This is a genomic window from Pyxidicoccus caerfyrddinensis (assembly GCF_010894405.1).
Lineage (GTDB): Bacteria > Myxococcota > Myxococcia > Myxococcales > Myxococcaceae > Myxococcus > Myxococcus caerfyrddinensis.
On the sequence record NZ_JAAIYA010000001.1, the window covers coordinates 354,543 to 379,186 of the forward strand.

Annotated in this window: 20 protein-coding genes; 13 read left to right on the forward strand and 7 right to left on the reverse strand. The window is 69.5% G+C overall.

Translation table 11 applies throughout. The features are described 5' to 3' along the window. Window positions 1–176: 176 nt before the first annotated feature. Both G4D86_RS01215 and G4D86_RS54205 read left to right on the forward strand, forming a co-directional pair. Window positions 177–2,915, forward strand: a complete 2,739-nt coding sequence (locus G4D86_RS01215) for a CARDB domain-containing protein (protein ID WP_163988489.1) — start codon at window positions 177–179, stop codon at window positions 2,913–2,915. Between the two features lies 1 nt (window position 2,916). Further along, the gene (locus tag G4D86_RS54205) at window positions 2,917–2,985 is read left to right on the forward strand and encodes a M57 family metalloprotease (RefSeq protein ID WP_420821836.1); all 69 of its coding nucleotides are present in this window, start codon (window positions 2,917–2,919) and stop codon (window positions 2,983–2,985) included. Window positions 2,986–3,142: 157 nt separating this feature from the next. Here G4D86_RS54205 and G4D86_RS01220 read toward each other — a convergent pair whose 3' ends face one another. Continuing rightward, window positions 3,143–3,610, reverse strand: a complete 468-nt coding sequence (locus G4D86_RS01220; RefSeq protein WP_163988491.1) for an ester cyclase — start codon at window positions 3,608–3,610, stop codon at window positions 3,143–3,145. Window positions 3,611–3,798: 188 nt separating this feature from the next. Next, window positions 3,799–4,311, reverse strand: coding sequence for a hypothetical protein (locus tag G4D86_RS01225; protein ID WP_163988493.1), 513 nt, complete (start codon window positions 4,309–4,311; stop codon window positions 3,799–3,801). Between the two features lie 223 nt (window positions 4,312–4,534). Here G4D86_RS01225 and G4D86_RS01230 point away from each other — a divergent pair, with 223 nt between their 5' ends. Further along, complete coding sequence (locus tag G4D86_RS01230) at window positions 4,535–6,400, forward strand: serine/threonine-protein kinase (protein WP_163988495.1); 1,866 nt, start codon at window positions 4,535–4,537, stop codon at window positions 6,398–6,400. A 20-nt stretch (window positions 6,401–6,420) separates the two neighbouring features. Here the strand turns inward: G4D86_RS01230 and G4D86_RS01235 are convergent, their stop codons facing one another. Then, complete coding sequence (locus G4D86_RS01235) at window positions 6,421–7,347, reverse strand: hypothetical protein (RefSeq protein WP_163988497.1); 927 nt, start codon at window positions 7,345–7,347, stop codon at window positions 6,421–6,423. A gap of 138 nt (window positions 7,348–7,485) precedes the next feature. Between G4D86_RS01235 and G4D86_RS01240 the strand changes: the two genes are divergently transcribed. Beyond that, window positions 7,486–8,541, forward strand: a complete 1,056-nt coding sequence (locus G4D86_RS01240; RefSeq protein WP_163988499.1) for a hypothetical protein — start codon at window positions 7,486–7,488, stop codon at window positions 8,539–8,541. 28 nt (window positions 8,542–8,569) lie between these two features. On the opposite strand, the gene aac(3) is transcribed toward G4D86_RS01240, so the two are convergent. Then, a complete protein-coding gene (gene aac(3) / locus G4D86_RS01245) occupies window positions 8,570–9,340 on the reverse strand; it encodes an aminoglycoside 3-N-acetyltransferase (protein WP_240359975.1) in 771 nt (256 codons plus the stop codon). A gap of 122 nt (window positions 9,341–9,462) precedes the next feature. On the opposite strand from aac(3), the gene G4D86_RS01250 reads away from it, so the two are divergent. The 3 genes from G4D86_RS01250 (at window position 9,463) to G4D86_RS01260 (ending at window position 14,296) form a co-directional block, all read left to right on the forward strand. Then, window positions 9,463–10,716, forward strand: a complete 1,254-nt coding sequence (locus G4D86_RS01250; protein ID WP_163988504.1) for a cytochrome P450 — start codon at window positions 9,463–9,465, stop codon at window positions 10,714–10,716. Window positions 10,717–10,865: 149 nt separating this feature from the next. Continuing rightward, window positions 10,866–12,035: an FIST signal transduction protein gene (locus tag G4D86_RS01255; protein ID WP_163988506.1), complete on the forward strand. Its 1,170-nt coding sequence runs from the start codon at window positions 10,866–10,868 to the stop codon at window positions 12,033–12,035. A gap of 86 nt (window positions 12,036–12,121) precedes the next feature. Beyond that, window positions 12,122–14,296: an ATP-binding protein gene (locus tag G4D86_RS01260; RefSeq protein ID WP_163988508.1), complete on the forward strand. Its 2,175-nt coding sequence runs from the start codon at window positions 12,122–12,124 to the stop codon at window positions 14,294–14,296. Window positions 14,297–14,391: 95 nt separating this feature from the next. On the opposite strand, the gene G4D86_RS52040 is transcribed toward G4D86_RS01260, so the two are convergent. After that, window positions 14,392–15,222 carry a hypothetical protein gene (locus G4D86_RS52040; protein WP_205519421.1) on the reverse strand — a complete coding sequence of 277 codons (831 nt, stop codon included), beginning with the start codon at window positions 15,220–15,222 and terminating at the stop codon, window positions 14,392–14,394. Window positions 15,223–15,325: 103 nt separating this feature from the next. Between G4D86_RS52040 and G4D86_RS01270 the strand changes: the two genes are divergently transcribed. Continuing rightward, window positions 15,326–16,276 (forward strand): ATP-grasp domain-containing protein, encoded by a 951-nt coding sequence (locus G4D86_RS01270; protein ID WP_240359976.1) that lies wholly within the window; start codon window positions 15,326–15,328, stop codon window positions 16,274–16,276. 20 nt (window positions 16,277–16,296) lie between these two features. Here the strand turns inward: G4D86_RS01270 and G4D86_RS01275 are convergent, their stop codons facing one another. Continuing rightward, a complete protein-coding gene (locus G4D86_RS01275) occupies window positions 16,297–16,983 on the reverse strand; it encodes a VOC family protein (protein WP_240359977.1) in 687 nt (228 codons plus the stop codon). Window positions 16,984–17,130: 147 nt separating this feature from the next. On the opposite strand from G4D86_RS01275, the gene G4D86_RS01280 reads away from it, so the two are divergent. Then, window positions 17,131–18,015, forward strand: coding sequence for a LysR family transcriptional regulator (locus G4D86_RS01280; RefSeq protein WP_163988514.1), 885 nt, complete (start codon window positions 17,131–17,133; stop codon window positions 18,013–18,015). Between the two features lie 108 nt (window positions 18,016–18,123). Then, window positions 18,124–18,750: a CHRD domain-containing protein gene (locus G4D86_RS01285; protein ID WP_240359978.1), complete on the forward strand. Its 627-nt coding sequence runs from the start codon at window positions 18,124–18,126 to the stop codon at window positions 18,748–18,750. 74 nt (window positions 18,751–18,824) lie between these two features. Here G4D86_RS01285 and G4D86_RS01290 read toward each other — a convergent pair whose 3' ends face one another. After that, window positions 18,825–19,442 carry a hypothetical protein gene (locus G4D86_RS01290; RefSeq protein WP_240359979.1) on the reverse strand — a complete coding sequence of 206 codons (618 nt, stop codon included), beginning with the start codon at window positions 19,440–19,442 and terminating at the stop codon, window positions 18,825–18,827. 121 nt (window positions 19,443–19,563) lie between these two features. Here G4D86_RS01290 and G4D86_RS01295 point away from each other — a divergent pair, with 121 nt between their 5' ends. The 3 genes from G4D86_RS01295 to G4D86_RS01305 all read left to right on the forward strand — a co-directional run bounded on the left by G4D86_RS01295 (window position 19,564) and on the right by G4D86_RS01305 (window position 24,638). Beyond that, window positions 19,564–20,259: an expansin EXLX1 family cellulose-binding protein gene (locus tag G4D86_RS01295; RefSeq protein ID WP_163988518.1), complete on the forward strand. Its 696-nt coding sequence runs from the start codon at window positions 19,564–19,566 to the stop codon at window positions 20,257–20,259. Between the two features lie 67 nt (window positions 20,260–20,326). Next, entirely contained in the window at window positions 20,327–21,829 is a 1,503-nt protein-coding gene (locus tag G4D86_RS01300) for a DUF6891 domain-containing protein (protein WP_163988519.1), read from the forward strand. A gap of 64 nt (window positions 21,830–21,893) precedes the next feature. Beyond that, entirely contained in the window at window positions 21,894–24,638 is a 2,745-nt protein-coding gene (locus G4D86_RS01305; RefSeq protein ID WP_163988521.1) for a M16 family metallopeptidase, read from the forward strand. The last annotated feature ends 6 nt before the right edge of the window (window positions 24,639–24,644 follow it).

The following is a 24,644-nucleotide window of genomic DNA, read 5'->3' on the forward strand; positions in this document are numbered from 1 at the left end:
TGACCGACCTGCGAGGCGCCGGAAAGGACAGCGTAAGCCGATGTAGACAATTCTTATGTTTTAATAACAATCATACAATACCACTGCTTGCCCCCATACTGCCCGCGTTGATATTCCACCCTTCGCGTGAATTGCGCGTTCAGCAGGACTGACTGTTTTCACCTCGGGGTAAGCGCATGAATCGACGAAGCAGCAGGGTTGGAAGTCTTCTTGGCGCGGTGGTGTTGCTGGCGGCGGCTGGGTGCGAGCGCCCGGCGGAGAGCGGCCCGGCAGTTGAGGTGGGCGCCACGAGGCAGGGCGCCGTATCCGGCCCGGACTTCGTGGTGTCCGCGGTAACGGGGCCGGCCAGCGCCACGTCTGGACAGCAGATCTCCGTCTCCGTGACGGTGTGCAACCAGGGCACCGTCGGTGGCAGCGCGCCGGTGGAGGTCTACCTCTCCGCGGACGCAACCATCACCCCCAACGGCCCGACGGGACCCTCGCCGGACTTCTTCGTGGGCTACGCAGCCTCGCCGTACCTCAACGCCGGCCAGTGCCAGGCGCTGACGGTGTCGGGCCCGGCGTACGCGTCCACCGAGGGCGCCTACTACCTGGGCGCCGTGGTGGATCCGCAGAACTCCATCTCCGAGCTGATTGAGAACAACAACACCCTCACCGGCAGCCGCATCGGCGTGGGCAACAGGCCTGACTTCATCGTGTCCGCGGTAACGGGGCCGGCCAGTGCCACGTCCGGACAGCAGATCTCCGTCTCCGTGACGGTGTGCAACCAGGGCACCGTCGGTGGCAGCGCGCCAGTGGAGGTGTACCTGTCGGCGGATGCAACCATCACCCCCAACGGCCCCACGGGGCCCTCGCCGGACTTCTTCGTGGGCTATGTCTCCTTGCCGTATCTCAACCCCGGCCAGTGCCAGGCGCTGACGGTGCAAGGCCCGGCGTATGCGTCCACCGAGGGCGCCTACTACCTGGGCGCCGTGGTGGATCCGCAGAGTTTCATCTCCGAGCTGATTGAGAACAACAACACCCTCACCGGCAGCCGCATCGGCGTGGGCAACAGGCCCGACTTCATCGTGTCCGCGGTAACGGGGCCGGCCAGCGCCACGTCCGGACAGCAGATCTCCGTCTCCGTGACGGTGTGCAACCAGGGCACCGTCGGTGGCAGCGCGCCGGTGGAGGTGTACCTGTCGGCGGATAGCACCATCACCCCCAACGGCCCGACGGGGCCCTCGCCGGACTTCTTCGTGGGCTACGCAGGCTCGCCGTACCTCAACCCCGGCCAGTGCCAGGTGCTGACGGTGCTGGGCCCGGCGTACGCGTCCACCGAGGGCGCCTACTACCTGGGCGCCGTGGTTGACCCGCAGAGCTTCATCTCCGAGCTGATTGAGAACAACAACACCCTCACCGGCAGCCGCATCGGCGTGGGCAACAGGCCCGACTTCATCGTGTCCGCGGTAACCGGGCCGGCCAGCGCCACGTCCGGACAGCAGATCTCCGTCTCCGTGACGGTGTGCAACCAGGGCACCGTCGCTGGCAGCGCGCCGGTGGAGGTGTACCTGTCGGCGGACGCAACCATCACCCCCAACGGACCGACGGGGCCCTCGCCGGACTTCTTCGTCGGCTACGCAGGCTCGCCGTACCTCAATGCCGGCCAGTGCCAGGCGCTGACGGTGCAGGGCCCGGCGTATGCGTCCACCGAGGGCGCCTATTACCTGGGCGCCGTGGTGGATCCGCAGAGCTTCATCTCCGAGCTGATTGAGAACAACAACACCCTGACCGGCAGCCGCATCGGCGTGGGCAACAGGCCCGACTTCATCGTGTCCGCGGTAACGGGGCCCGCCAGCGCCACGTCCGGACAGCAGATCTCCGTCTCCGTGACGGTCTGCAACCAGGGCACCGTCGGTGGCAGCGCGCCGGTGGAGGTCTACCTCTCGGCGGACGCAACCATCACCCCCAACGGCCCGACGGGACCCTCGCCGGACTTCTTCGTGGGCTACGCAGCCTCGCCGTACCTCAACGCCGGCCAGTGCCAGGCGCTGACGGTGCCGGGCCCGGCGTACGCTTCCTCCGAGGGCGCCTACTACCTGGGCGCCGTGGTGGATCCGCAGAACTCCATCTCCGAGCTGATTGAGAACAACAACACCCTGACCGGCAGCCGCATCGGCGTGGGCAACAGGCCCGACTTCATCGTGTCCGCGGTAACGGGGCCGGCCAGTGCCACGTCCGGACAGCAGATCTCCGTCTCCGTGACGGTGTGCAACCAGGGCACCGTCGGTGGCAGCGCGCCGGTGGAGGTGTACCTGTCGGCGGACAGCACCATCACCCCCAACGGTCCGACGGGGCCCTCGCCGGACTTCTTCGTGGGCTACGCAGCCTCGCCGTACCTCAACGCCGGCCAGTGCCAGGCGCTGACGGTGCAGGGCCCGGCGTATGCGTCCACCGAGGGCGCCTACTACCTGGGCGCCGTGGTGGATCCGCAGAGCTTCATCTCCGAGCTGATTGAGAACAACAACACCCTGACCGGCAGCCGCATCGGCGTGGGCAACAAGCCCGACTTCATCGTGTCCGCGGTGTCGAGCGCGAGCAGCGTGAAGCTGAGCCAGACGCTCACGGTCTCGGTAACGGTGTGCAACCAGGGCACCGTCGGTGGCAGCGCGCCGGTGGAGGTGTACCTCTCGGCGGACAGCACCATCACCCCCAACGGTCCGACGGGGCCCTCGCCGGACTTCTTCGTCGGCTACGCAGCCTCGCCGTACCTCAACGCCGGCCAGTGCCAGGTGCTGACGGTGTCGGGCCCGGCGTACGTGCCCACGACAGGCTTGTACTACGCGGGGGCGGTGGTGGATCCGCAGAGTTCCATCGCAGAGCTGATTGACGACAACAACACCCGGGCGGGCACGCGGGTCTCCGTCACACCCTGAGTTGATCCGGTCGACCGCGGCCGGCGAGTGGACCAACTCCGACATCACCTCGCTGGACTATCTCTACTGAGAGCTGGCGCGACAGCCCCCGGGTCCGTTCATGACTCCGGGGGCTCGCTCCTCGCGGGCACCATCATCCCGGGCGTTGCGGTCTGTGGAACCGCAGTGCCCGCGGCGACTTCGTCGCTTGAGCGTCTTCGTGAAGCTGTGAAAGCCGCTGCGCCCAATCAGTGCTGGGCGCCGGGCATGGAGGCTTCCGCCTCCCGGGCGAGGCCGGACCTGGCGCCGATGCCGAGCTGGGTCATGAAGCTCAGCGCGTCGTAGTACTGGCGCATCTCGGCAATCTTCCCGTCGCGGAGTTCGAAGACCTCGATGAGGCGTATCTCGATGGCTCGGTTCGAGGGTGGAATCGTCACGTCCCCCGGACCCTTGAAGGGGCCTTCGTGCGTGCCCCGCCCGGTGATTTCGGCGACGACCCGGTCGCCCTGGACGATGAGGTTCGTGACGTCGACCTTCCCGTCCGGGAGGGCGATGGCCCAACTCTCACAGTGGTCGATGAGCTTCTCCGTCTCGTCGAAGGGGATGCTCTGCACGATGGCGTCCGGGTGCATCACGGAGCCGACGAGGTCGAGGTCCTTCTCATTGAAGGCCCGGTAGAACTCCCGGATGACGGCCGCATTGTCGAGGGTTGCCATGTTCGTCCTCCTCCAGAAGCCATCGAGCGAAGGACCGTGCGCCCGGCCGTGCCGTCACACGCTCCGGCTCCGGGCTCCTGAGCCGGGTCCCCTCGACTGAGTTCGGGACGAGGGCGCCCGTTTGCAAGGCCCTCTCCCGAACCAGCCCGCTCCCTCCCATGGGCCTTCGCCCGTCGACCTGAAAGGGATTAGAAGCCCACGCGCGTCATCGTGAACGGCACCGGCGACACGCTGCCGCCCTTCACCAGGACGATGCCGGTGATCTTCCCGGTGAGGGTGCTGCGCTGGATCTGGCTGATGGCGTAGAAGTCCCGCTCCGCGCCCGTCAGATCCTTGAAGACGATGAGCGCGCCCGTCGCCGGGTTGTTGGGCAGCGCCCAGAAGGTACCGGTCTCCGTGTTGCAGCCGTAGATGGGACACGCGCGGCTCACGGTGCGGACGTAGCTCCCCTCCACGTGGTCCACGTACTCCACGCCCGTCAGCGTCATGGAGGTGATCTCCTCCGCGGCCGCCGGCGGCCAGTAGCGCGTATAGGTTCCCAGCAACCCGGAGAGGCTGTCCGGAGACGCGTACACCGCGGACTCCGCCGTCTCCAGCGCCTCCGCGCCCTCGGGCGCGGGCACCTGCGGCTCCTGACCGCCACAGCCAACGAACAGCCCGAGCCCGACGAGCAGACCTCCAAGACGTCCAACCGAATGCATGTGTTCCCCTGAGGTGTGGTGGTGCAACGTGGCCCTGAATTGAATGATGATTCAGGTTTCATGAACACTACCGGCGCGTCGCGGGTTGGCCAAGAACCATCCGGGTCACGACAACGCCAGGAACGGGCGGTGAGCAGCCGAGCATGCCGCACGGCCCGCGCGTCGTCGCCGCGCGGCCCGCCCTTTGTGTGCCACCTGCTACCGGGATGGTAGGGTTCCTGCCGTGAGAGCGGAAAAGGTGTACTCGGTCGTCAGGACGCTGGGCCAGGGAGGAATGGCGAAGCTGTCCCTCGCGTACTCGCACCTCCGCCGCGAGAACGTGGTCCTCAAGCAGATGACGCTGAAGGCCGATGAGGCCGGCCGCGGGAGCTTCCTCAACGAGGCGCTCCTGAGCCTGAAGCTCACGCATCCCAACATCGTCCGCGTCTACGATGTCTTCGAGAGCCAGGGACAGCTCTTCATCGAGATGGAGTGGATTCCGGGGCGGAGCCTGGAGCAGCTCCTCCGGGCCCGCGCGTCCTCGGGGCTCCCCGCCAGCATCGTCTGCCGGGTGATGTACGACGTGTGCCAGGCCCTGCATGCGGCGCACCACGCCACGGACTCGCATGGCCGGCGGCTCGAGGTGGTGCACCGGGACGTCAAGCCGTCGAATGTGATGGTGGGCCTGGGCGGCGTCACCAAGGTCATCGACTTCGGCATCGCCTGGTCCGCACGGGCGACGGCGCCGGCCGCGCATGAGCTGTTCTTCTCGCCGGGCTACCTCGCGCCGGAGCGGGCGCTGGAGCTGCTCAGGACGGTGCCCGGGGGCGACGAGGGCCTTCCGTCCGAGCCGGTACCGGTGGATGGACGGAGCGACCAGTTCTGCGCGGGCGTGCTCCTCTTCGAGATGCTGGCGGGCCGGCTGCCCATCCCTCCGCCCGCGGATGTCTCCGTCTCCGTTCCCAGCCAGGTGGCGCACTGCCAGCAGCTCGCACGGTGCCAGGTGGACGTGTCGGCGCTGCCGACGGAGCTGGCGGCCGTCGCCGCGAAGGCCCTCGCACGCAGGCCGGAGGACCGCTACGGCTCGTGTCAGGAGATGGCGGAGGCCCTGGCGCGGGCCTGCCCCCTCGCGAGCCCGGAAGAGGTGGGACGCTTCCTGCGCGAGTGCTTCCCCGACGCGCAGCGAGAGGCAGAAGAGGGCCAGCGGGTGCCGGATGCGACCGCGGAGCTCCGCACCCTGGCCATCGGCGCCATGCCCGGGCCCGCCGCCCTCGAGCCGCGCAGGGCGCCTCGCATGCCTTCCCTGCCCGGCGCCCGGGGAGAGCCCGCCTGGGCCACCGCGGGGGCGCTGAACGGCGGGAGCGAGGACCTCCCTGCTCCGCCGCCCGAGCGCAAGCCGTCGCGGTGGGGATGGGGGCTGGCCTTCGTCCTGGTTCTCGGTGCGGCCGGGGCGGTGGTGCTCCGGGAGAATGGATGGCAGTCGCTGGAGGCGGTCCTCCGTGAGCATGGGTGGCCCGCATTGGATTCGCTGCTCCGTGGTGAGGGGGAGCCGCCGAGCGAGCCGGTGACGCCGGTGCCCGCGCCCACCGAGGTGCCGCCCGCGAGTCCCGTGGCGCAGCCACAGACAGCGCCGGAGGTGCCGACCCGCGAAGCCCCCTCCGTCCAGGCCCCGCCGAACAGGAAGAAGGAAGTGCGGCAGGGCACGGGGGCCGCCGCCATTGCCGCCGGAGTGCAGCCGGTGGAGCCGCCGGCCCTGGGCAGCGTGGACGCGGGCAGCCCCACCCGGGCGGAGCCGTCCCTGAACGCAGAGGCCGGGGGCACCCTCGTGGACGGCGAGGCAGGTGGAGGCGCGCCGCGCGTGGAGAAGCAGGTGGAGCCCGAGGATGCAGTCCCGGGCGACGGCTCCCCGGCGGGAGCCCTGGAGGCGGACGCGGGCCTGGCCGACGCGCCCGTTTCCGGCGAGGTTCCGCCGCCGCCATCGGATGAGCCCCGGCCTTCGAGTCCGGCGCAGGACGGCGGCGCGCGCGATGCAGATGCGGCTCCGCCGTCAGGGGCCGCGGCTGCTCCCGAGGCCGGTGTGGAAGCCACGCCCGGTCCCCAGGAGTCCTAGAGCTGCCACCGCATCACTGACTACGGACTCGTGGTCGACAGGTTGGGCATGGCAATCCAGCCCCAGTGACCGGACTGGACATAGCCATACAGGAAGCTGAGGCGGGTCGAGACCTGCACCGCGCTGCCGGAGCTGCAGTCGTAGAGCGGCAGCGAGACGGAGTGCTGAACCTGCGCGCGCTTGAAGTTGAGCCCCGTGTTGTTCGGGTACACGGCCTTCGTCGGGGACCCCTTCCCCGGCAGGTTGGTGATGAGGTTGATGCGCCCATTGCGCCCCAGGTAGTGGACGGCCAGGTTGTTGGCGGGGCAGTTGTCGGTGATGTGCAGCCCCTCGTAGGGCGCGTTGTTCGACGGGATGATGTACCAGTCGCTGTACGTCCCACCCGGGTCCGGGGCCGGCCGGTAGTTCTGGGTCAGCCAGTTCATGATGTTGGTGTAGCCCGCGTCCAGCTGGTCGGGGCGAATCCAGCCGCTGATGCCACCGTTGTTCGTCGGGGCCGAGAAGGCCATGGCCAGGTAGTTGGGAGAGACCGTGGAGATGGTCTTCCGCGTCCCCAGGTTGATACGGACCTGCTGCCCCGCCGCCACGGTTCCCATCACATTCCCGAGGCTGTCGTAGATGTTCGCGGTCGAGGTGGTCTTGAAATAGAGCGTCTTCGAGTTGCGATTGCACAAGCGCGGCCGGGGATCACACTTCATTCCTCCCAGCTCGCAGTTGTTGGGCGTGTTGGGGGAATCCACACCGGGACTCCCGGTTCCGCAAGCCGCGGAGTCCGCGACGGTGCACGGGTTGGCGGCCCAGTCCGCCGTGCACTCACCGTCCAGCTCCTGCTCGGCGGAGGCGACTTCGTCCCGCCCCTCCACCGCCACGGGCGGCGTCACGTCCGCGCCGCAGGCCGTGAGCACGGAGACCAACAACCCCAATCCCCAATGACGAGAGGAAGACATCAGTGCGTTTGCAATGGATGACATGGTTCCGGGTCCTTTCATCGCGGCTCATCCTAGCGCGCCCGGGCAATTCAAGCGATGCAGGTTTTGCGCGTAACGCTTGATTCACAACCCAGGGGCCCGGGCGTCCTGCTGGCCATGGACGACACGACGAATGCCTCCTCGCCCATGGCCGGCTTCCCTCATCCCTGGGCCCTCGCGTTCAGCGCTTCCGGGCCTGGCGACACGGGCCTCCTGCTCATGCAGGAATCGGTGCGCGTGTTCGAAGGTGGCAACCTCCCGGGGCCCGGTGGACCGGGGACGAACTCACCCGAGAAGCTGACGCAGCTCAGCGCCGACTTCGACGCCTGTCTCCAGGTCCTGCCGGGCTTCCTGCCCCGGGCCCTCGAGGTCCACCGGATGGGCGACTACGACGCGGAGCTCGTCATGCGCGCGGCGGATGATTCCGCCCGGCCCGCGTCTCTCCCCGCCGACGCACAGCTCCAGCTGGGCGTCGTGCGCGGGAGCCCGTTGCTCCACTTCACGGCGTTCAAGCTCCCCAGGGTTGCCTTCAAGTTCATGAATGGCTCGCCGCGAATCAGCTTCGGCACCGTCGAAGTCGGCGGCGCGAAGATCTCGTGCTGCGTGCAACAGAACACGGTCCTGTTCTTCCCGAGCGGCACGGCCCGCTACCAGAGTGCCTCGACCTCCGACTCGACGCTGACCTTCGACGATGCGACGGCCAGCAACTACTTCGTCCTGGGCACCCTGCCCGACAACTGGTTCGACGATGGCTCCGCGCTCACGCAGCTGGCCGAGGCCGCGTTCTCCTACCCCACCGGCTCCACCGTCACGTACACGTACGACTCCACCGGACAGACGGTGGACGTGACGTCCACGCTGAAGACAGCCAACGTGCTGGGCTTGCCAGTGAACACGGCGATTCACGGCCTCCTGCCGGGGCACTACCTGCCGAGCCCGATGCAGGACAACACCCCCGTGCTCCAGGGGAACCCGACACCGGTCCGAAGCAAGGCCGGTAAGCCGATGCGCTTCCTCACCGCGCGCGGAGAGCTCAGGGTCTTCGCCGCCAGCAGCTTCACCTGCCGCTACGCGTACCCGGGCATCCTCCCCTGGGTGCCGCCCCTGGACGCGCGCGACCAGGAAGGACGGGCCCAGCTCGAGAAGTGGGTCAACGCCGTCTTCGCGCCTTGATTCCTCCCGGGGCGAAGGTCGCCCCCGGTCAGCGTGCGTGCGCCTCCAGCCAGGCCACGCCGCACGTCACCAGGCGGCGCGCGTCAAACAGATGGGACGGCCCCTGCGCGACCCGGCCCGCACGGCCGCCCCCCTCCGCGAGGCACTGCTTCGCGATGGCCGTGAAGTAATCCTCTCCGGTGGCGAGCAGCGCGTCCGTCACCGGCTCGCTGGTGTCGAACTCCTCGAAGTCCACCCAGCGCCGCTCGCCGTCGACCCGCATCGGCCGCTGGTACCGCGTGATTCGCTTGCCTTGGATGTCCGCCACGTGCTCCGCGTGATGCAGCACCGTCAGCGTGTCGAGCGGCGCGCCGAGCATCAGCACCTTGCCACCCGCCTCCGTCAGCTTGTGCAGCGGAGAGCCCGCGCCATACCCGTATTGCAGCGGGTGGTCCGCGCAGAGCCACTCCGCGCGCGCACCTATCGCCGCCACGCCGGCATCCGGGTGGTCGCTCCGAACCGCCCCAGGCCAGGTGCGCAGCGTCTCCGCGAGAATCCCGTGGTCGCGGCTCGCACGCGCGGTGCGCTTGTCGAACGTGGGAATCTCCTCGCGGAGGCGCGCGTCTTCGAAGTCCTCCGGTTCGACGCCCATCTCCCAGTCCATGTACGCCATGACCGTACCGTCGGCGCCCACCGTGTCGAGCAGCGCCTGCACCACGGTATTCACGCCCCCGAGCACGAGGCCCAGGCTCCGGAGGCCGGCATGCACCATCACCAGTTCGCCAGCACCCAACCCCAGGTGCCGCAGGTCAGCCGTCAAGCTCGTTCGGGTCGCGGGTGTCCTCGTCATGGTCCTCCAGGCCTCCTGCCTCGGGAACATAGAACGAGCGTTCATGTTGAACTCCAGTGAATCCAGCGAAGCGGGTGTTCTATGATTGGGGGATGACCAGCCAGAATGCGCGCGCCGAGGACATCGTGGCCGCCTTCAACCCGATGGCCCCGGACCAGATCGAGAACCCGTACGCGATGTACGCGCGGCTTCGCCGTGAGCGCCCCGTCTTCCACAGCCCCATGTTCGACCTGTGGGTCGTCACCCGGTACGAGGACATCTCCGAGGTGGAGCGGGACACGGGGCGCTTCTCCTCGGTGGGAGCGCTCGATGCCCGGGCCGAGCCGCACCCGTCGGTGCGCAACGTCCTCAAGCAGGGCTACGCCCAGTTCCTCTCCCTCGTGCAGAGCGACCCGCCGGACCACACGCGCATGCGCGCCGTGTTCGGCCGGGCGTTGAGCCCCCAGCGTATCGCCGCGATGGAGCCCTCCATCCGGGCGACGACGAACGGCCTCATCGACGGCTTCATCGGCGACGGCCAGGGGGACCTGGTCCAGCAGTTCGCCTATGCGCTGCCTGCCTTCGTCATCTGCGATCTGCTCGGCGTGCCGCGCGCGGACATGCAGCAACTCAAGGGCTGGTCCGACGACAAGACGCTGCTGATGTCGGCGACGGCGCCCATCGAGCAGCAGGTCGAGAGCGCGCACGGGTTCATCGCCATGGAGCGCTACTTCAAGGAGAAGCTCCAGGAGCGCGGCCGCAAGCCGCGCGAGGACCTGCTCACGCTCCTCGTGCCGCCGTCGATGGGCGGCACCGCGCCCCTGAGCGAGCAGGAGGCGGTCTGCAACGCCATGGACCTGTTCTCCGCCGGCCACGAGACGACGACGGGCCTCATCGGCAACGGCGTGTGGCTGCTCCTCAACTCCCCCGAGCAGCTCAAGGCGGTGAAGGAGGACCCGAGCCTGCTGCCCAACGCCATCGAGGAGATTCTCCGCAAGGAGCCGCCCGTGCGCGGCTTCTTCCGGCAGGTGTTGGCGGACACCACGCTCGGCGGCGTCTCGCTTCCGAAGGGCTCGCGGCTGTTCATCCTGTACGAGTCCGGCAACCACGACGAGACGCAGTTCTCCGAGCCGGACCGCTTCGACATCCGCCGCTCGGACGCCAAGAAGCACCTGGCATTTGGCAAGGGCATCCACTTCTGTGTGGGCGCCGCGCTGGCGAAGCTGGAGGGGCGCATCGCCTTCGAGCAGCTCCTGCAGCGTCTGCCCAACCTGCGGCTGCGCACGGATGAGCCCGCGGTGCGCCGGCCGTACCTCATGCTGCGCGGCTTCGAGCACCTGCCCATCGCCTGGGACGTGCCGGCGTAGGGTTCGCGCCGCGAGGCGCAAGGCGTCTGCCAGGCCAGCGCGGGCCGTGCCGTGTGGTCCCCGAGCGCTCTCACGATTGCGTGCCGCCCCGGTGGTGCGCACCTGCATGAGGAGGGGCAGCAGCCCCCGCGACGAGGGGAACGGCAGGGATGGGAGTGGCACTGCATATCGGGGCGAGCGATGCCCTGGACCCACGACTCGCGGCCGAGACGGCGGTGCGCCAGGCGCTGGAGGGCACGGAGCCTCCCATCCTGGCGCTCGTCTTCTGCACGGAGCAGTACGACCCCGCGACCCTGGCGGGCGCGCTCGGACACGAGCTGGGGAGCATTCCCTGGGCCGGGTGCTCGGCGGCCGGCGTCATCGCGGGGGAGCGGTTGCTCTGGCAGGGCCTGGTGGTGGGAATCCTCGCCGGGGACGTGCGGGCCGGCGTGGGCGTGGCGGGGCCGGTGAGCCGCAGTCCCTTCGAGTCCGGCCGCAAGGCGGTCGAGGACGCACTCATGGGCTTCGGCGCGCCGCCTCCCGAGCGCCGCCGCGCGGTCATCCTCCTGCCGGATGCCTTCAGCGCGAATGGGTGTCAGGTGGTGCAGGGCGCCACCCGCGAGGCCGGAGCCGGGGTGGCGTGGGCGGGCGGCGGCGCGGGCGACAACATGCACTTCGTCCGGACCGCGCAGTTCGCCTTCGGTCACACCTACCAGGACCACGTGGTGGCGGTGGTGCTCGACGCCGACCGTCCTTTCGGCGTGGGGCTGCAACACGGGTGGCGGCCCTACGGGCCTCCGGTGCTCGCAACCCAGACGCGCGGCCCGGCCGTGGTGGACCTCGACTTCTCCAACGCCTTCGAGGTGTACCGGAGCACCGCCGCGCACCGGGGCGACGAGGTGGGCCGCGACGACTTCACCCGCTTCGCCATGCTGCACCCGCTGGGCATCCCCGGCGCCGCGGGCAGCTATGCCATCCGAGACCCCCTCTCCGTGGAAGCGGACGGCGGCCTGCGCTGCCTGGCCGAAGTCCCGGATGGCACCCTGCTGCGGGTGATGGAAGGCGACCCCGAGGCCCTCATCGCCGCCGCGGCCCTGGCGGCGACGGAGGCCCGGGAGCGCGTCGGCGGGGAGCCGGCCTTCGCGCTGCTGTTCGACTGCGTCTCGCGTGCCCGGGTGCTGGGCCCGCGCATCCTGGAGGAGCTGAGCGCGATGCACGGCGCGCTCGGAAGGAAGGTGCCGATGATGGGGTGCCTCACCTTCGGCGAGGTGGGCTCCTTCGGGGTGTCCCTGCCCCAGTTCCACAACAAGACCTCCGTCCTGCTGTCGCTGCCGGTATGAGTGTCAGGCCCGCCACGCCCTCTCCTCATGCCAACCCGGGAGTGACTCCCGGCCCCCCGGCGGACGCCGTCTCACTGGCGAGCGTGATGCAGGAGCTGACCCGGGCCGCGCTCGACCTGTTCGACGAGACGGGCAACCTGGATGACTTCCTGCAGCACATGGCCACCCGGCTGGGCTGCCTCGTCGTGCTGTGGCTGGAGCAGTCTCCGGAGGGAGCAGTGCGGCTGCTCGGCTCCGCGGGGCTGTCGCGCACCTCGCGCGCGCTCCCCCTCACGACGCAGACGGAGGCGGGGCCCGAGCGTGCCCAGGCGGTGGTGCACTGGGGAACCGTCGACCTTCCCTACCCCGAGCTCACCACGTCCTCGCTGACCGTGTGGCAGTTCCCCTTCCAGTTGGTGCTCGAGGGAGGCCTGCCCTCGGAGTTCCTCCTCTTCTTCGAGTCCTCCCGGCCCCTCTTCCCGCAGTACTTCGGGCTGGTGAAGCGCCTGCTGCGGGTGGCGGAGAAGGCGCTCGACCACCGGCGCCTCGATGCGCGCCTGCGCGAGAGCGAGCACCGCCTCTCCGAGCAGATGCTGCTCCTCGAGTACGAGAACGAGGCGACACTCGACGGCATCCTCATCGTCTCCGCCGACGGGCGCATCGTGAGCCACAACCGGCGCCTGCTCGAGCTGTGGGGGCTGACTCCGGACGAGGTGCGGCGCGGAGGCTCGGCCCGCACCCTGCTGCCGATGGCCGCCCAGCACGTGCGGGAGCCGGCGCGCTTCTTCGGCCTGGTGCGCAAGCTCCTGTCCGCGCCGGAGGGGACGTTCGCCGACGCACTCACCCTGCGGGACGGACGCGGTCTGGAGCTCTTCAGCGCTCCGCTGCTGGACCAGGAGCGCCGCGTCTTCGGCCGCGGCTGGTACTTCCGCGACATCACCCAACGCAAGCAGGCCGAGGCCGAGCGGGCGGGACTGCTGGCCCGCGAACAGGCGGCACGGCAGGCCGCGGAGTCCGCGCGCCAGCGCTCCTCCTTCCTGGCCGAGGCCAGCCGCCGGCTCGCGGGGCACCTGGACGCGGACAAGGCGCTGGCGCAGGCGACCGCGCTCGCCGTCTCCTTCCTGTCCGACTGGTGCGTGGCCCTGCTGGTGGAGGACGACGCCCTCTGCGTGCGCGCCGCCGCCCACCGCTCGCCCGAGGGCGTGGAGCAGGTGGGCGCCTTGAGGCAGCTGCGGGTGCCGCTCGACGTGCCCGAAGGAGCGCCGCTGGTGGCGCACACGGGCCGCTCGGCGCTGGTGCGCGGCGAAGAGACCACCGTGCTACCCCTGGCGCCCCTGGGCCTGCGGGAGCCCGCGCACCTGGCGCTGCTGAGCGAGCTGGGCGTCGCCGCGTGGCTGTCGGTGCCGCTGGTGGCGCGCGGACGGACGCTGGGGGTGCTGACGCTCGTCTCCACCTTGGGGACGCACCGCTGGAGTGCGGAGGATGTGGAGCTCGTGGAGAATCTCGCCGCGCGCATGGCGCTCGCGGTGGACAATGCACGCCTGTACGAAGAGGCGCAGCGGGCCATCCGCGTGCGCGACGAGTTCCTCTCGGTCGCGGCCCACGAGCTCTTCACGCCCCTGACCTCGCTCCGCCTCACCGTGCAGGGTCTGCAGCGCGGCGCGGAGGCACCGCCCTCGCCGGCCGTGCTGAGAATCGTGGACCGGCAGACGCAGAAGCTGATGCGCCTGGTGTCCGAGCTGCTCGACACCTCGCAGCTCCGGACGGGACGGCTCGGCCTGCACCTCGAGGACGTGGACCTGGGTCAGGTGGTGCGGGAGGTGGCCGAGCAGCTGGGCCCGGAGCTGGAGCGGACCGGCACGTCGCTGACGCTGGACGTGGCGCCAGACGTGGTGGGCCGGTGGGACCGGCTGCGGCTCGAGCAGGTGGTGCAGAACCTGCTCTCCAACGCGGCGAAGTACGGCGAGCGCAAGCCCGTGGAGCTGCGGGTGCTGGCGGACGCGGGGCTCGCCCGGTTGGTGGTCATGGACCACGGGATGGGCATTCCACCGGAGGACCAGGAGCGCATCTTCGCCCCCTTCGAGCGGGCGATTTCCTCCCGCCACTTCGGAGGGCTGGGGCTGGGGCTGTACATCGTCCAGCGCATCGTCCAGCAGCTCGGGGGGAACATCCGGCTGCTGAGCGAGCCAGGCCAGGGCTCGACCTTCGTCGTCGAGCTGCCGCGAACGTCCCTGCCCTCCTCCCGCGAGCCGCCTCCCGAGGCGGCGCGGCAGCTCCACTGAGGCCGAGGACCTTCACCTCCAGCTCACGGGCGCGCCCATGAAAAGGGCCGGATGCTTTCGCACCCGGCCCTTGGACTGCTGAAGCGAGGCGAGCGTTACTTCGCGCCGCCCTCTTCGCCCACGGCGAGCGTGGTGAGGGGAGGCGTGGGTTTGGTGCCACCCTCTTCGCCCACGGCCATGGTGGTCGTCGGCGGCGGCTTCGTACCGCCCTCTTCGCCCACGGCCATCGTGGTCGTCGGCGGAGGCTTGATGCCGCCCTCCTCACCGAGCGCCTTGGTGGTCATCGGAGGGGGCTTGATGCCACCCTCCTCGCCCACGGCGAGCGTCGTCGCGGGGCCAGGGGGCTTGATGCCGCCCTCCTCACCGAGCGCCTTGGTGGTCATCGGCGGAGGCTTGATGCCGCCCTCCTCGCCCACGGCCAGCGTCGTCGCGGGGCCAGGGGGCTTCGTGCCGCCCTCCTCGCCGAACGCCAGCGTCGTCCCGGGGCCCGGAGGCTTCACGCCGCCTTCCTCGCCGAGCGCCAGCGTCGTCCCGGGGCCCGGAGGCTTCACGCCGCCTTCCTCGCCGAGCGCCTTGGTGGTCATCGGCGGAGGCTTGATACCGCCCTCCTCGCCCACGGCCAGCGTCGTCGCGGGGCCCGGAGGCTTCACGCCGCCCTCCTCACCGAGCGCCTTGGTGGTCATCGGCGGAGGCTTGATGCCGCCTTCCTCGCCCACGGCCAGCGTCGTCGCGGGGCCGGGGGGCTTGATGCCGCCCTCCTCACCGAGCGCCTTGGTGGTCATCGGCGGGGGCTTGATGCTGCCCTCCTCGCCCACGGCCAGGGTGGTCAGCTTCGGCTCCTTGGGAGCCCCGCCTTCCGGCCGGGTCGGCGGCCTGGGCGTCTCGTACTTGATGAACGGCGGTGCCTTCGGAATCCTGGTGGTCACGAAACTCCCCCTGTGAACACCTGGATTGTCGGAAGTAGGCATTTGTAGTTGCCTGAGAAAAAGCGATACCTCCGGATACACCCGGCGGCCTGGGGGCACGGCCTTGAGAATCGGCATCTTCGGTGACGGCAATGACCCGCAGTGCGCGGCGGTGGCGCACGAGGCGGGAGTCCTGGGAGCAGAAGCGGTCATCATCGACAGCGAGGCCCTGGAGCACGGCTGGCCGCTGTCCATGAAGGACGACGAGACGTACTACCTCGGGCAGCGCGTGGACGACTTGCGAGGCTTCTACCTGCGCTTCGTCCCCGCCCCCTTCGTCCCGGCCCTGGAGCAGGACGGAGCGCTGGTGCTCTACCAGGACTGGCACGACCACTTCATGCAGACGCGCGAGCGCGCCTCCTACTTCGTGGCCTGGCTGCTGAAGCTGGCCCACCAGGGCGCCACGCTGGTCAACGGCCCGCACGCCGCCAGCGTCATGCAATACAAGCCCTTCCAGCTCCACGCGCTGCGCAGCCTCGGCGCGCGGGTGCCACGCACGCTCATCTCCAACGACCCGGCCGCCATCCGCGCCTTCCACGCCGAGGTGAAGGACGTCATCTTCAAGCCCATCATGGGTGGCGCCGTCACGCGCGAGCTCGACGCCGAGGCGCTGGAGCGACTGGAGGCCGTCACGGCCTCACCCGTCATCTTCCAGGAACGGGTGCGCGGAGACGACCTGCGCATCATGCTCGTCGGCGACGAGGTCGTCTCCTGCGTGGCCATCGAGACACCCGAGCAGCACCTCGACTTCCGGGCGGACCCCATCTACAGCGGGGGCGAGGCCCGCTACCGCGAGGTGCCGCTGCCCGAGCCGGTGAAGGACTTCTGCCGCCGGGCGGCGCGTGCGTGCGGCCTCACCTTCGCCGGCATCGACATCAAGCACCACGGAGACGACTACGTCTTCCTGGAGCTCAACAGCTCGCCCATCTACCTCGACGTGGAGGTGAAGCTCGGGCACCCCATCAGCCGCGCCATCGCGAAGGCCGTGGTGGAAGGGGCGCGCACCGCGCGGTAGTGCGGCCGCCTCGGTGCTCGTCAGTCCTTCGCCACGCGAGCACCTTCGATGGAGAGCGCGGCATCTTTCGCTGCCTCCTCGGGAGTCTTGCCGCGCTCGCGTGCGACGATGAAGGCGGAGTACCACCCCGACCAGTGATGCTTCGGAGCGGTCGGCTCGTACGCGCCATGGTGCTTCTCTGCTTCTTGGAGAAGCTTGGTCAGGGTCGCGACGTCCCTGCCGAGGCCTCGTCCGGGAAGCCGCGTCTTGACCTCCTGGAGCATCCAGGTGTTGCCGTCTGGATCACTGAATGAGGCCCATGAGCTGTAGGATTGACCTTTCGGGTCCGGGCCCGACACGCGTCCCTTCGTCCCGTCGACCTGGAGGCCGTCCGCGAAATGGAACACCTCGCTCACGCCGACGCCCTGTCCAATGAGCCTGGCGCGTGCTGCCTCGACGTCATCGACGACGAGGAACGTTCCGTGAACCGAGCCCGGCACGGCTGTCGTGAGTCCCTTGCCGAGCATGATGGAGCACTGCGAGCCAGGAGGCGTCATCTGCACCACCCGCCAGTCCTTGCCGTTGGCGAAATCGGCGTCTACCCGCCACCCCAAGCTCTCGTAGAAGCGCTTGGCGCGATCGACATCGGACACCGGGATGACGACGACCTCGAGCTTCAGGTCGACCGCCACCGCGGTGGGGGGTTGGGTGGAGTGTTCATCGCGCATCTGTGTGCTTCTCATTGTGACCTCCGAGCGTTCCCACGCTTCGTGGACCCTCGATTGCCAATGAAGCACCGCACCTGAGCGCGCTGTATTGGCCGGTCGTGTCGATTGCTCGCCCGGTATGTGACATGGTGGCAGCGAGGCAAGAGCATGGACCTGGAAGAGCTGCGGGCCTTTCTCGATGTCGCGGAGACGGGCTCGTTCCTGGCCGCCGCGGATTCCCTGGGAGTGTCGCGCACGACGTTGAGGCGCCGCGTCGAGGCGCTCGAGGCCCGTGCCGGCGTGCCACTGCTCAAGAGCACCCGGTCAGGCATCATCCTGACGGAGGCCGGCACGGTGCTCGCCCAGCGCGGGCGCATCATGATGCAGGAGACGAGCGCACTGCTGGCCTCCATCCGCGAGGTCGGCCAGGCCCCGTCGGGCCTGCTGCGGGTGGTGCTTCCCATCGGGCTCCCGCCGCACCTGCTCACCCCGCTCTTCGGGGCGCTGCGCACCACGTACCCGCAGCTGCGCGTCCACGCCCGCTTCAGCGATGACCCGCTGGGCGAGCCCCTGGACGACGTGGACATGGCGGTCCACTTCGGCGAGGCGCTGCCCAAGGGGCCGTGGCTGTCACACGAGCTGCTGCGCGTCCGTGAGGGGTTGATTGCCAGCACGGAGTACCTGGAGCACCGGGGCGTCCCCCGCTCCGTGGAGGACCTGAAGGGCCATGAGCTGTTCTCGTGGGAGGCTCCGGGAGAGGACGCGCGCCTCTGGCCCTCGCTCCGGGGACCTTCGTTCAGCGTGGAGCCCGCCCTCATCACCCCGGACATCCACCTCATCCGTTCGTGCTGCATCGCCGGTCAGGGCATCGGCCGGGTCCCCAGTGTCGAGCTGCCCGACCCGGGCGGTGTCGGAGAGGTGCTCGTGCCCGTGCTGCCCGACGTCGTGGGCCGGGAGCGCCCGCTCCGCATCAGCGTGCCCGAGGCGCTCTCCGAGATTCCCAAGGTCAAGCACGTGCTCGCGCACATCCAGGGCTTCCTCGCCCCGCTGTGAGCCCTGACGACGCGATATCGGCCATCGCCTGTCCACCTTTGGCCATCGGCCGCCGCCGGTACGGGCTACTCCTGAGGCGCACATTCCGCGCTGGAGCCCGCCATGCACATGCCGACGCGTCTCGCCCTGACGGTTGCCCTGCTGACCCTGTCCGCCCACGCCAAGGAGCCGTCGCAGGGGGCCACGACGTTCACCGTGTACGAGGCCTTCCTCAGCCCCGCGCAAGAGCCCGGTGAGGAGTCGGAGACGCCGAAGGTGCTGGAGAAGAGCCTGGGCGCCACGGCACCTTCCACGCCGCGCGAGAGTCGGAAGTCCCGGGGCTGGGGGCAGGTCCGGTTCGCCAAGGACCTGAGCCGGGCCTACGTCGACGTCCAGATTGAAGGGGTGAACCCCGCCGACATCATCATGTTCCACATCCACTGCGGTCCGCCGGGGGTGCTGGGCCCCGTCGTGGTGAACCTCGGCGAGCACGGTGCCCTGCCGACGACGTTGGCCAGTGGAAAGCTCTCCCTGGAGCTCACCAACAAGGACATCGTCTTCATCAAGGACATGAAGGGCATGAAGCCCGGGCTGCCGGAGAGCTGCCCCGCCGAGCTGGGGTTCGCGACGCAGACGAAGACGATTGCTGGCCTGGAGTCTTTGGCGAAGAAGGGCGTGCTCTATTTCAACCTCCACACCAAGGCGCACACCTACTACGGCGAGATGCGCGGGCAGCTCTACCCCGCCCAGCCGTAGGCGCATTGCACAAGCTCGGGACGCGGCGGCCCTCATGCGCGGAGCCGCCGCATCCATCACGAAAGCCCCACCGCTCAGTACGCGACGACGGTGCGCGGCGTGGTGCTGGTGAAGAAGTCCGCGTAGGTGGCGACGTAGTTGCCGCCGCTGCCCGTCTCGCCGCTGATGACACCGGTCTTGGTGCCACTCACCGTGAGGGTGGTGCCATCCGCGAGGATGGCCAGGCTCCCCGTGTAGATGCGGCCCGAGCCGAACATGCCCGCCGAGAGGCCCTCGCTGCGCACGAAGGCCATCGTCTCCGGGTCCACGTGCCGGAGGGACAGCAGGGAGGGCGAGCTCCCGCTCGGGGAGGACTTGTAGACGTAGCTCACCGCCACGCCCAGGTCGTTGGCCGCCAGGGACAGGACGGGCGTGAAGCTGGTGGACGAGCCCAGCAGCAGGCTCGCCTGGGCCCACGGGCACGTGGCCGAGGCCGCCCGGTTCAGCCGGACGTCATAGACCGGGGGCAGCGTGCCCGGCCGCTGGATGGAGAAGATGTTGAAGTCGCACCCGCGCGAGGTCCCCGCCGTCAGCCCCGCCTCCTGCGTGACCAGCTCCGCGCCCGGCTCCTGCTGCGACTGGGGCTCCTGGCCTCCACACGCGGCGAGTGCGACCGAGACACAAAGATAGACACCACGCTTGAACATTTCCATGCGCTTGCAGCCTCCTTGGTTGACAGGCGCGCAAGCTACCAATCTTGAGAGTCATTGCAGTAACAATCTGTCTGCTACAGGACTGAAAGCCGGCGCCGTTTGCGGGTATGATTCACGGCGTATGCGCTCACTTCGCTCCCAGTCCCGTTCCCTCCTCCTCCCCCTCGCCGCCGCGTTCCTCGCGTGTGGTGCGTGCAGCGACGACGCTTCTGGCGGCGGTACGCCGCTGGGGGAAGAGGTGAAAGGCATCGCCACCTTCTATGACGCCACCGGCGCCGGCAATTGCAGCTACGAGGCCGGCGGCGACCTGATGGTGGCGGCCATGAACACGCCCCAGTACGACGACAGCGCGGCGTGCGGCATGTGCGTGGACATCCAGGGCCCCAAGGGCAACGTCCGCGTGCGAATCGTGGACCGCTGCCCGGAGTGCGACACCGGCCACCTGGACCTGAGCCGCGAGGCCTTCGCGAAGATCGCCGACATGCAGGCCGGCCGCGTCAACATCACCTGGACGCCGGTGTCCTGCGATGTGGCCGGCAACCTCGAGTACCACTTCAAGAACAGCAGCAACGCGTGGTGGACCGCCATCCAGGTCCGCAACCACCGGCTGCCCATCAAGAAGCTGGAGTGGAAGCGCGGCACCGGCGGGTGGAATGACGTGCCCCGCGAGGACTACAACTACTTCGTCAACGGCAACGGCATGGGCGACGGCAGCTTCCAGCTCCGTGTCACCGCCAGCGACGGCCAGCAGGTGGAGGACACCCTCCAGAAGGTGCTCGACGACGACAGCGTCGACGGCTCCAGCCAGTTCCGCTGACACCTGCTACGCTCCTGTTCTCAGGTTGCAGTTGCATCAGCCCGGCAACTGGAGGGGAATCCCGGGCGTGAGCGACGAAACGCTGGAAGCACGGGTGCGGGCCATTGCCGGCGAGGTGCTGGCGGGCGCGCGAGCCATCAACGAGGACGGGGCCGGGAACTGGTCCGTCAGCGAATTGCATGGCGCGCCGGACCTCTCCGTCTCCCAGGGCGAGGACGGACACGTGTCGGTGTCCGTCGAGCTGGTCGATGAGGACACGGGGCAGCTGATGCCCCTGCTCCTCGCGACCACCCGGGGCGACGTGTCGAGACCCGGGCGCGCCGCGAAGCATGGGCTCCTGGCGCAAGCAGAAGCGCTCGCGCGGCGGCTGGGCGCCCTGGACGTGCGGCCCGAAGGGGGCGAGTCGTCCCAGGAGGCCCGGGTGGAGGCCATCGCCCGGGAGGTGCTGCGAGGCACCGGTGTGGACGTGGCGGTCCGTCAGGATGACGAGGGCCACTGGAAGGTGGAGGTCGAGCGGCTCCTCGATCAGGGCCTGTGGGACTTCCACTACCAGGTGCTCGCGACGACCCGGGGCGACGTTCCCATGCCGATGCTCGCCGCGAGGCTCGGGCTCTCCGCGCAGGCCGAGGCGCTCGCGCGGCGGCTGGCCGCCCTGGACGTGCGGCCCGAGGAGGCGCCGCTTCTCGACGACGCCGCCGAGGCCTTCCACGGCGCCGTGGAGGACCTGCGTCAGGAGCTCACGCTGGCCGCCCACTCGCTGCCGGAGATCCTCTCGATTGGCGGAGGACTCCACTGGCCCTACCTGGAGGACGACAGCGTCATCCGGCGGGTGCTGAAGGTGTTCGTCCAGGACGTCCGGCAGCGACTGGCGGACGAGAAGGACTGGCCGGAGGTCATCGAGGCGGACCGGCTGGAGGCCGCCTTCGAGGACCTGCGCGGCGCGGGCATCATCGCGGTGATGGGCGCCACGGACACCCTGAGCGGTGGCTGGGACATGATGCAGGAGCTCGCGCACGAGCAGCGGGAGCGCGGGCTGAGTCCCTGGGGCGCGGTGTTCTTCCACCACCAGGACATCGAGAGCGCGCTGGAGGGCCACCCGCTGCACCTCGCCTTCGGTGAGCTCACCGACGCGGAATACCGGGACGAGGAGAAGGACGTGGTGGTGGCCCGGGCCGTCATGGACGCACTCCGGAAGCATGGCTTCGAGCCGGAGTGGACCGGCAGCGCGAACACCCGCATCGAGCTGCGTCCCGCCTTCCCCTGGCGACGCCGCCGCTCGCGGGTCGACACCACCGAGCACCTCCATTTCGAGCCCCTCCCCGGCGAGCTGCTGGAGCTGCTTCCCCGGCTGCGCACCGTCGCGCTCACGGGCGATGGCATGACGCCGTACGTCCTGTCCGGGATGCGCTCGAGCAGCGTCGAGGAGCTCACGGTGCGGTACGCGTCGGAGGAAGAGGCCCGCGACGCACTGCCCGACCTCGTCGCGCGTGCGAAGAGCCGCTTCCCCCGGCTCCAGAAGGTCACCGTCAGGGACAGCCGCGAGTACGAGGAGACCGTGTACCCGTCCTGACCCATTCCCAACACAACACCGCGAGTCCGCGGCTGCAGGAGGCCCCTTGAGCAAGCCGTCACGAATGACGAGTCGACTCCTCTGGCTGATGGTCCTGGCCACCACCACGAGCGCATGTCTGGGAGTGCGCGGTGCTCCTCGCTTCGGAGCCATGCGGACGGACTCCCGCCCCTTGGAGTTCCGTCACGACATCCGCCTGTACACCGTCGACAACGGAATGACCGTGGTCCTGTTGCCAGACAGGCGTACCAACCTGGTCACGGTCGATGCCCGCTACCTCGTCGGGGCCGCGGACGACCCCGCGGGGCGGGCCGGCCTGGCGCATCTGGTCGAGCACCTGACCTTCGAGGCCCGGACGGACAAGAACCGGGCCAGCATCAAGGACCTCCTCGGCGAGGCGGCCCTCTACAACAATGCCTTCACCAGCCACGACGTCACCCACTACACGGCCACGGCGCTCGCGCACCGGCTGCAGGACGTGCTCGAGCTGGAGGCGCAGCGCCTGGAGATGAACTGCGAGCTGCTCGACGACGCGGTCTTCCGCCGCGAGCGCGACGTGGTGTTGGAGGAGTCCGCCGAGCGGCGCACTCCATGGAGCGACCTCAACCTGGACGTCATGCGCACGGTGTGGGGCGAGCACCACCCGTATGCCCGAGGACTCGGCACGCGCGAGGTCTCGAATGCGACCCGCGATGAAGTCTGCGGCTTCCTCGGCAACCACTACGCACCGGACCGGCTGATGCTGGTCGTCACGGGTGACTTCGACCCCGACCAGGCCGCCCAGGTGATTGCCAAACGCTTTGCCCAGGACACGTGGAAGAGCAACGCCCGGCGAGCTCCCGTCCAGGAGGCCCGGCTCACGGGCACCCGCTCTCGTCATCGTGCCGACGTCGAAGATGCGGTCGCGATGGTCTTCTTCCCGGCGCCTCCCTGGGGAGGCGATGACGCGGTGCTACACATGCTGGCGCTCAATCAGTTTCGCCGGGTGATGGGTGCGGCCGCGGAAGAGGAGGACTGGATCACCGGCGTGGACGTCTCCACCGCGGGCGCGGGGCAGGCGCGGTTGATTCGCGTCATGCTCTCCGTCGATGACCCCAAGCGCCTGGACGCCGCGGTCGACGAGGTCTTCGAGCGCGCACCCACGATGTTCGAAGAGGTCCATCCGTACGTAGCCGCGAGGCTGCTCGGCAAGCTCCAGACCGGCTACGTGGCGACCTACGAGTCATTCGAGGACCGGGGCGCCTGGCTCGGCGACTACCTGACCTATACGCGTCACGACCGCTTCATGGTGCCCGAGCTGGAGGTCCTGTCGCGCACCTCCATGGTGGACGCCGACCGCTATGCCCGGGAGCGGTTCGTCCGGAACAAGAGCCACGTCGCCCTGGTGGAACCCAGTGGCAAGCCGGCAACCGCCACACCGGCAACAGTGGCCTCGGACCGCGAGCCCGACCTCGCTTCGTGGCGGGCGCCCGTGGATGCAAAGGAGGCGCAGCAGCCGCTTCCCGCGCCGACCTCGCGCGGCCACGGCACCGTCGAAGAGCAGCTCCTGGACAATGGGCTCCGCGTCCTCCTGGCGCCGGACCCCACCAGCGCGCTGGTCGATGTGCGGTTGGTGTTCCCGTATGGCGACGCGGCGGACCCATCCGAGCGCCGTGGCCGGGCCGTCGCGGCCGCCTCCTTGCTGGAGCCCGACCCGAATCATCTCTATGCAACCGGCGACTCGTTGCTGATCGGGTGGGGCTTGAGCACCGGCACCCAGCTGGACATCGATGTCTCGGAGACCTCCACGGTGTTCGTGGCGCGCGGCGCCTCCAACCTGGCGGACTGGCACGTGTGGCGGCTGTCGTGGCTCATCGACCAGTGCGTCTATTCGAGCAACACCGTGACGGCCTTCCGCGACGGTGCCGTTCGCGCCAGCAGCAAGGACGCCGATCCGGCGGGGGTGCTGGGCCTGCAGCTCCTGTTCGGTGCCGGGCATCCCTATGCGACTCCACCTCCGACCGGCGAGGCGTGGAGCTGGCTGACCCGGGATGAGCTGGAGCGCTACCGCCTGACGCACTACGTGCCGCGCGGGGCCACGCTGCTCGTCACCGGCGGCTTCGACGCCGCGGCGATGCGAAAGCATGTCCAGACGCTGTTCGGCCCGTGGTCCGATGCGCCCTCCGAGCGGCCCGTGCCGCTCCCCGCCGCCCAGCCCGAGTGGGGACCGAGCTGGGTGGGAACGAGGGACGCGGCCCGGACGCAGGTGGGGCTGGAGGTGGCGTTCGCGACCGCGTCCGACCCCGACCGCAATCTGGCCGCGCGGCGCGTCCTGAGCGAGATGGTCAGGGACCGGCTGCGGATCGTCCGCGAGGGCATGGGGGCCTCCTACGGCGTGCAGGTGTCCTACGCTGCGGGGACCGGGGGCGGCGCGTTCTACATCGAGAGCGAGCTCGCTCCGGCGCGGGCGGCGAAGGCCGCGAGCGCCATCGTCTCCGAGATCGAGGCGCTGCGCACCGGAGCCGGCACCATGGCGGAGGACTTCGTGAGGGCGCGGCGCCGCGCACTGGCCACCGCGATGGCGGACACCGCGGACGTGAGCGCCCGGGCGGACAGGCTCGAATACAGCGTGCGCAAGGGCCTGCCCATCGACCACCTCGACCAGGTCGCGCTCGCCATCAGCAAGGTCACCCCGGCCGAGGTCGCCGCCGTGGCGGCCGCCGACCTCGACGCGCGCCACAGGGTGGTCTCGGTCTCCGCGCCGGGCGACCGCCTGGACGAGGTCCTCACCGCGCTGAAGGCGACGGAGACCCGCATCTTCGACAAGTAGGGACCG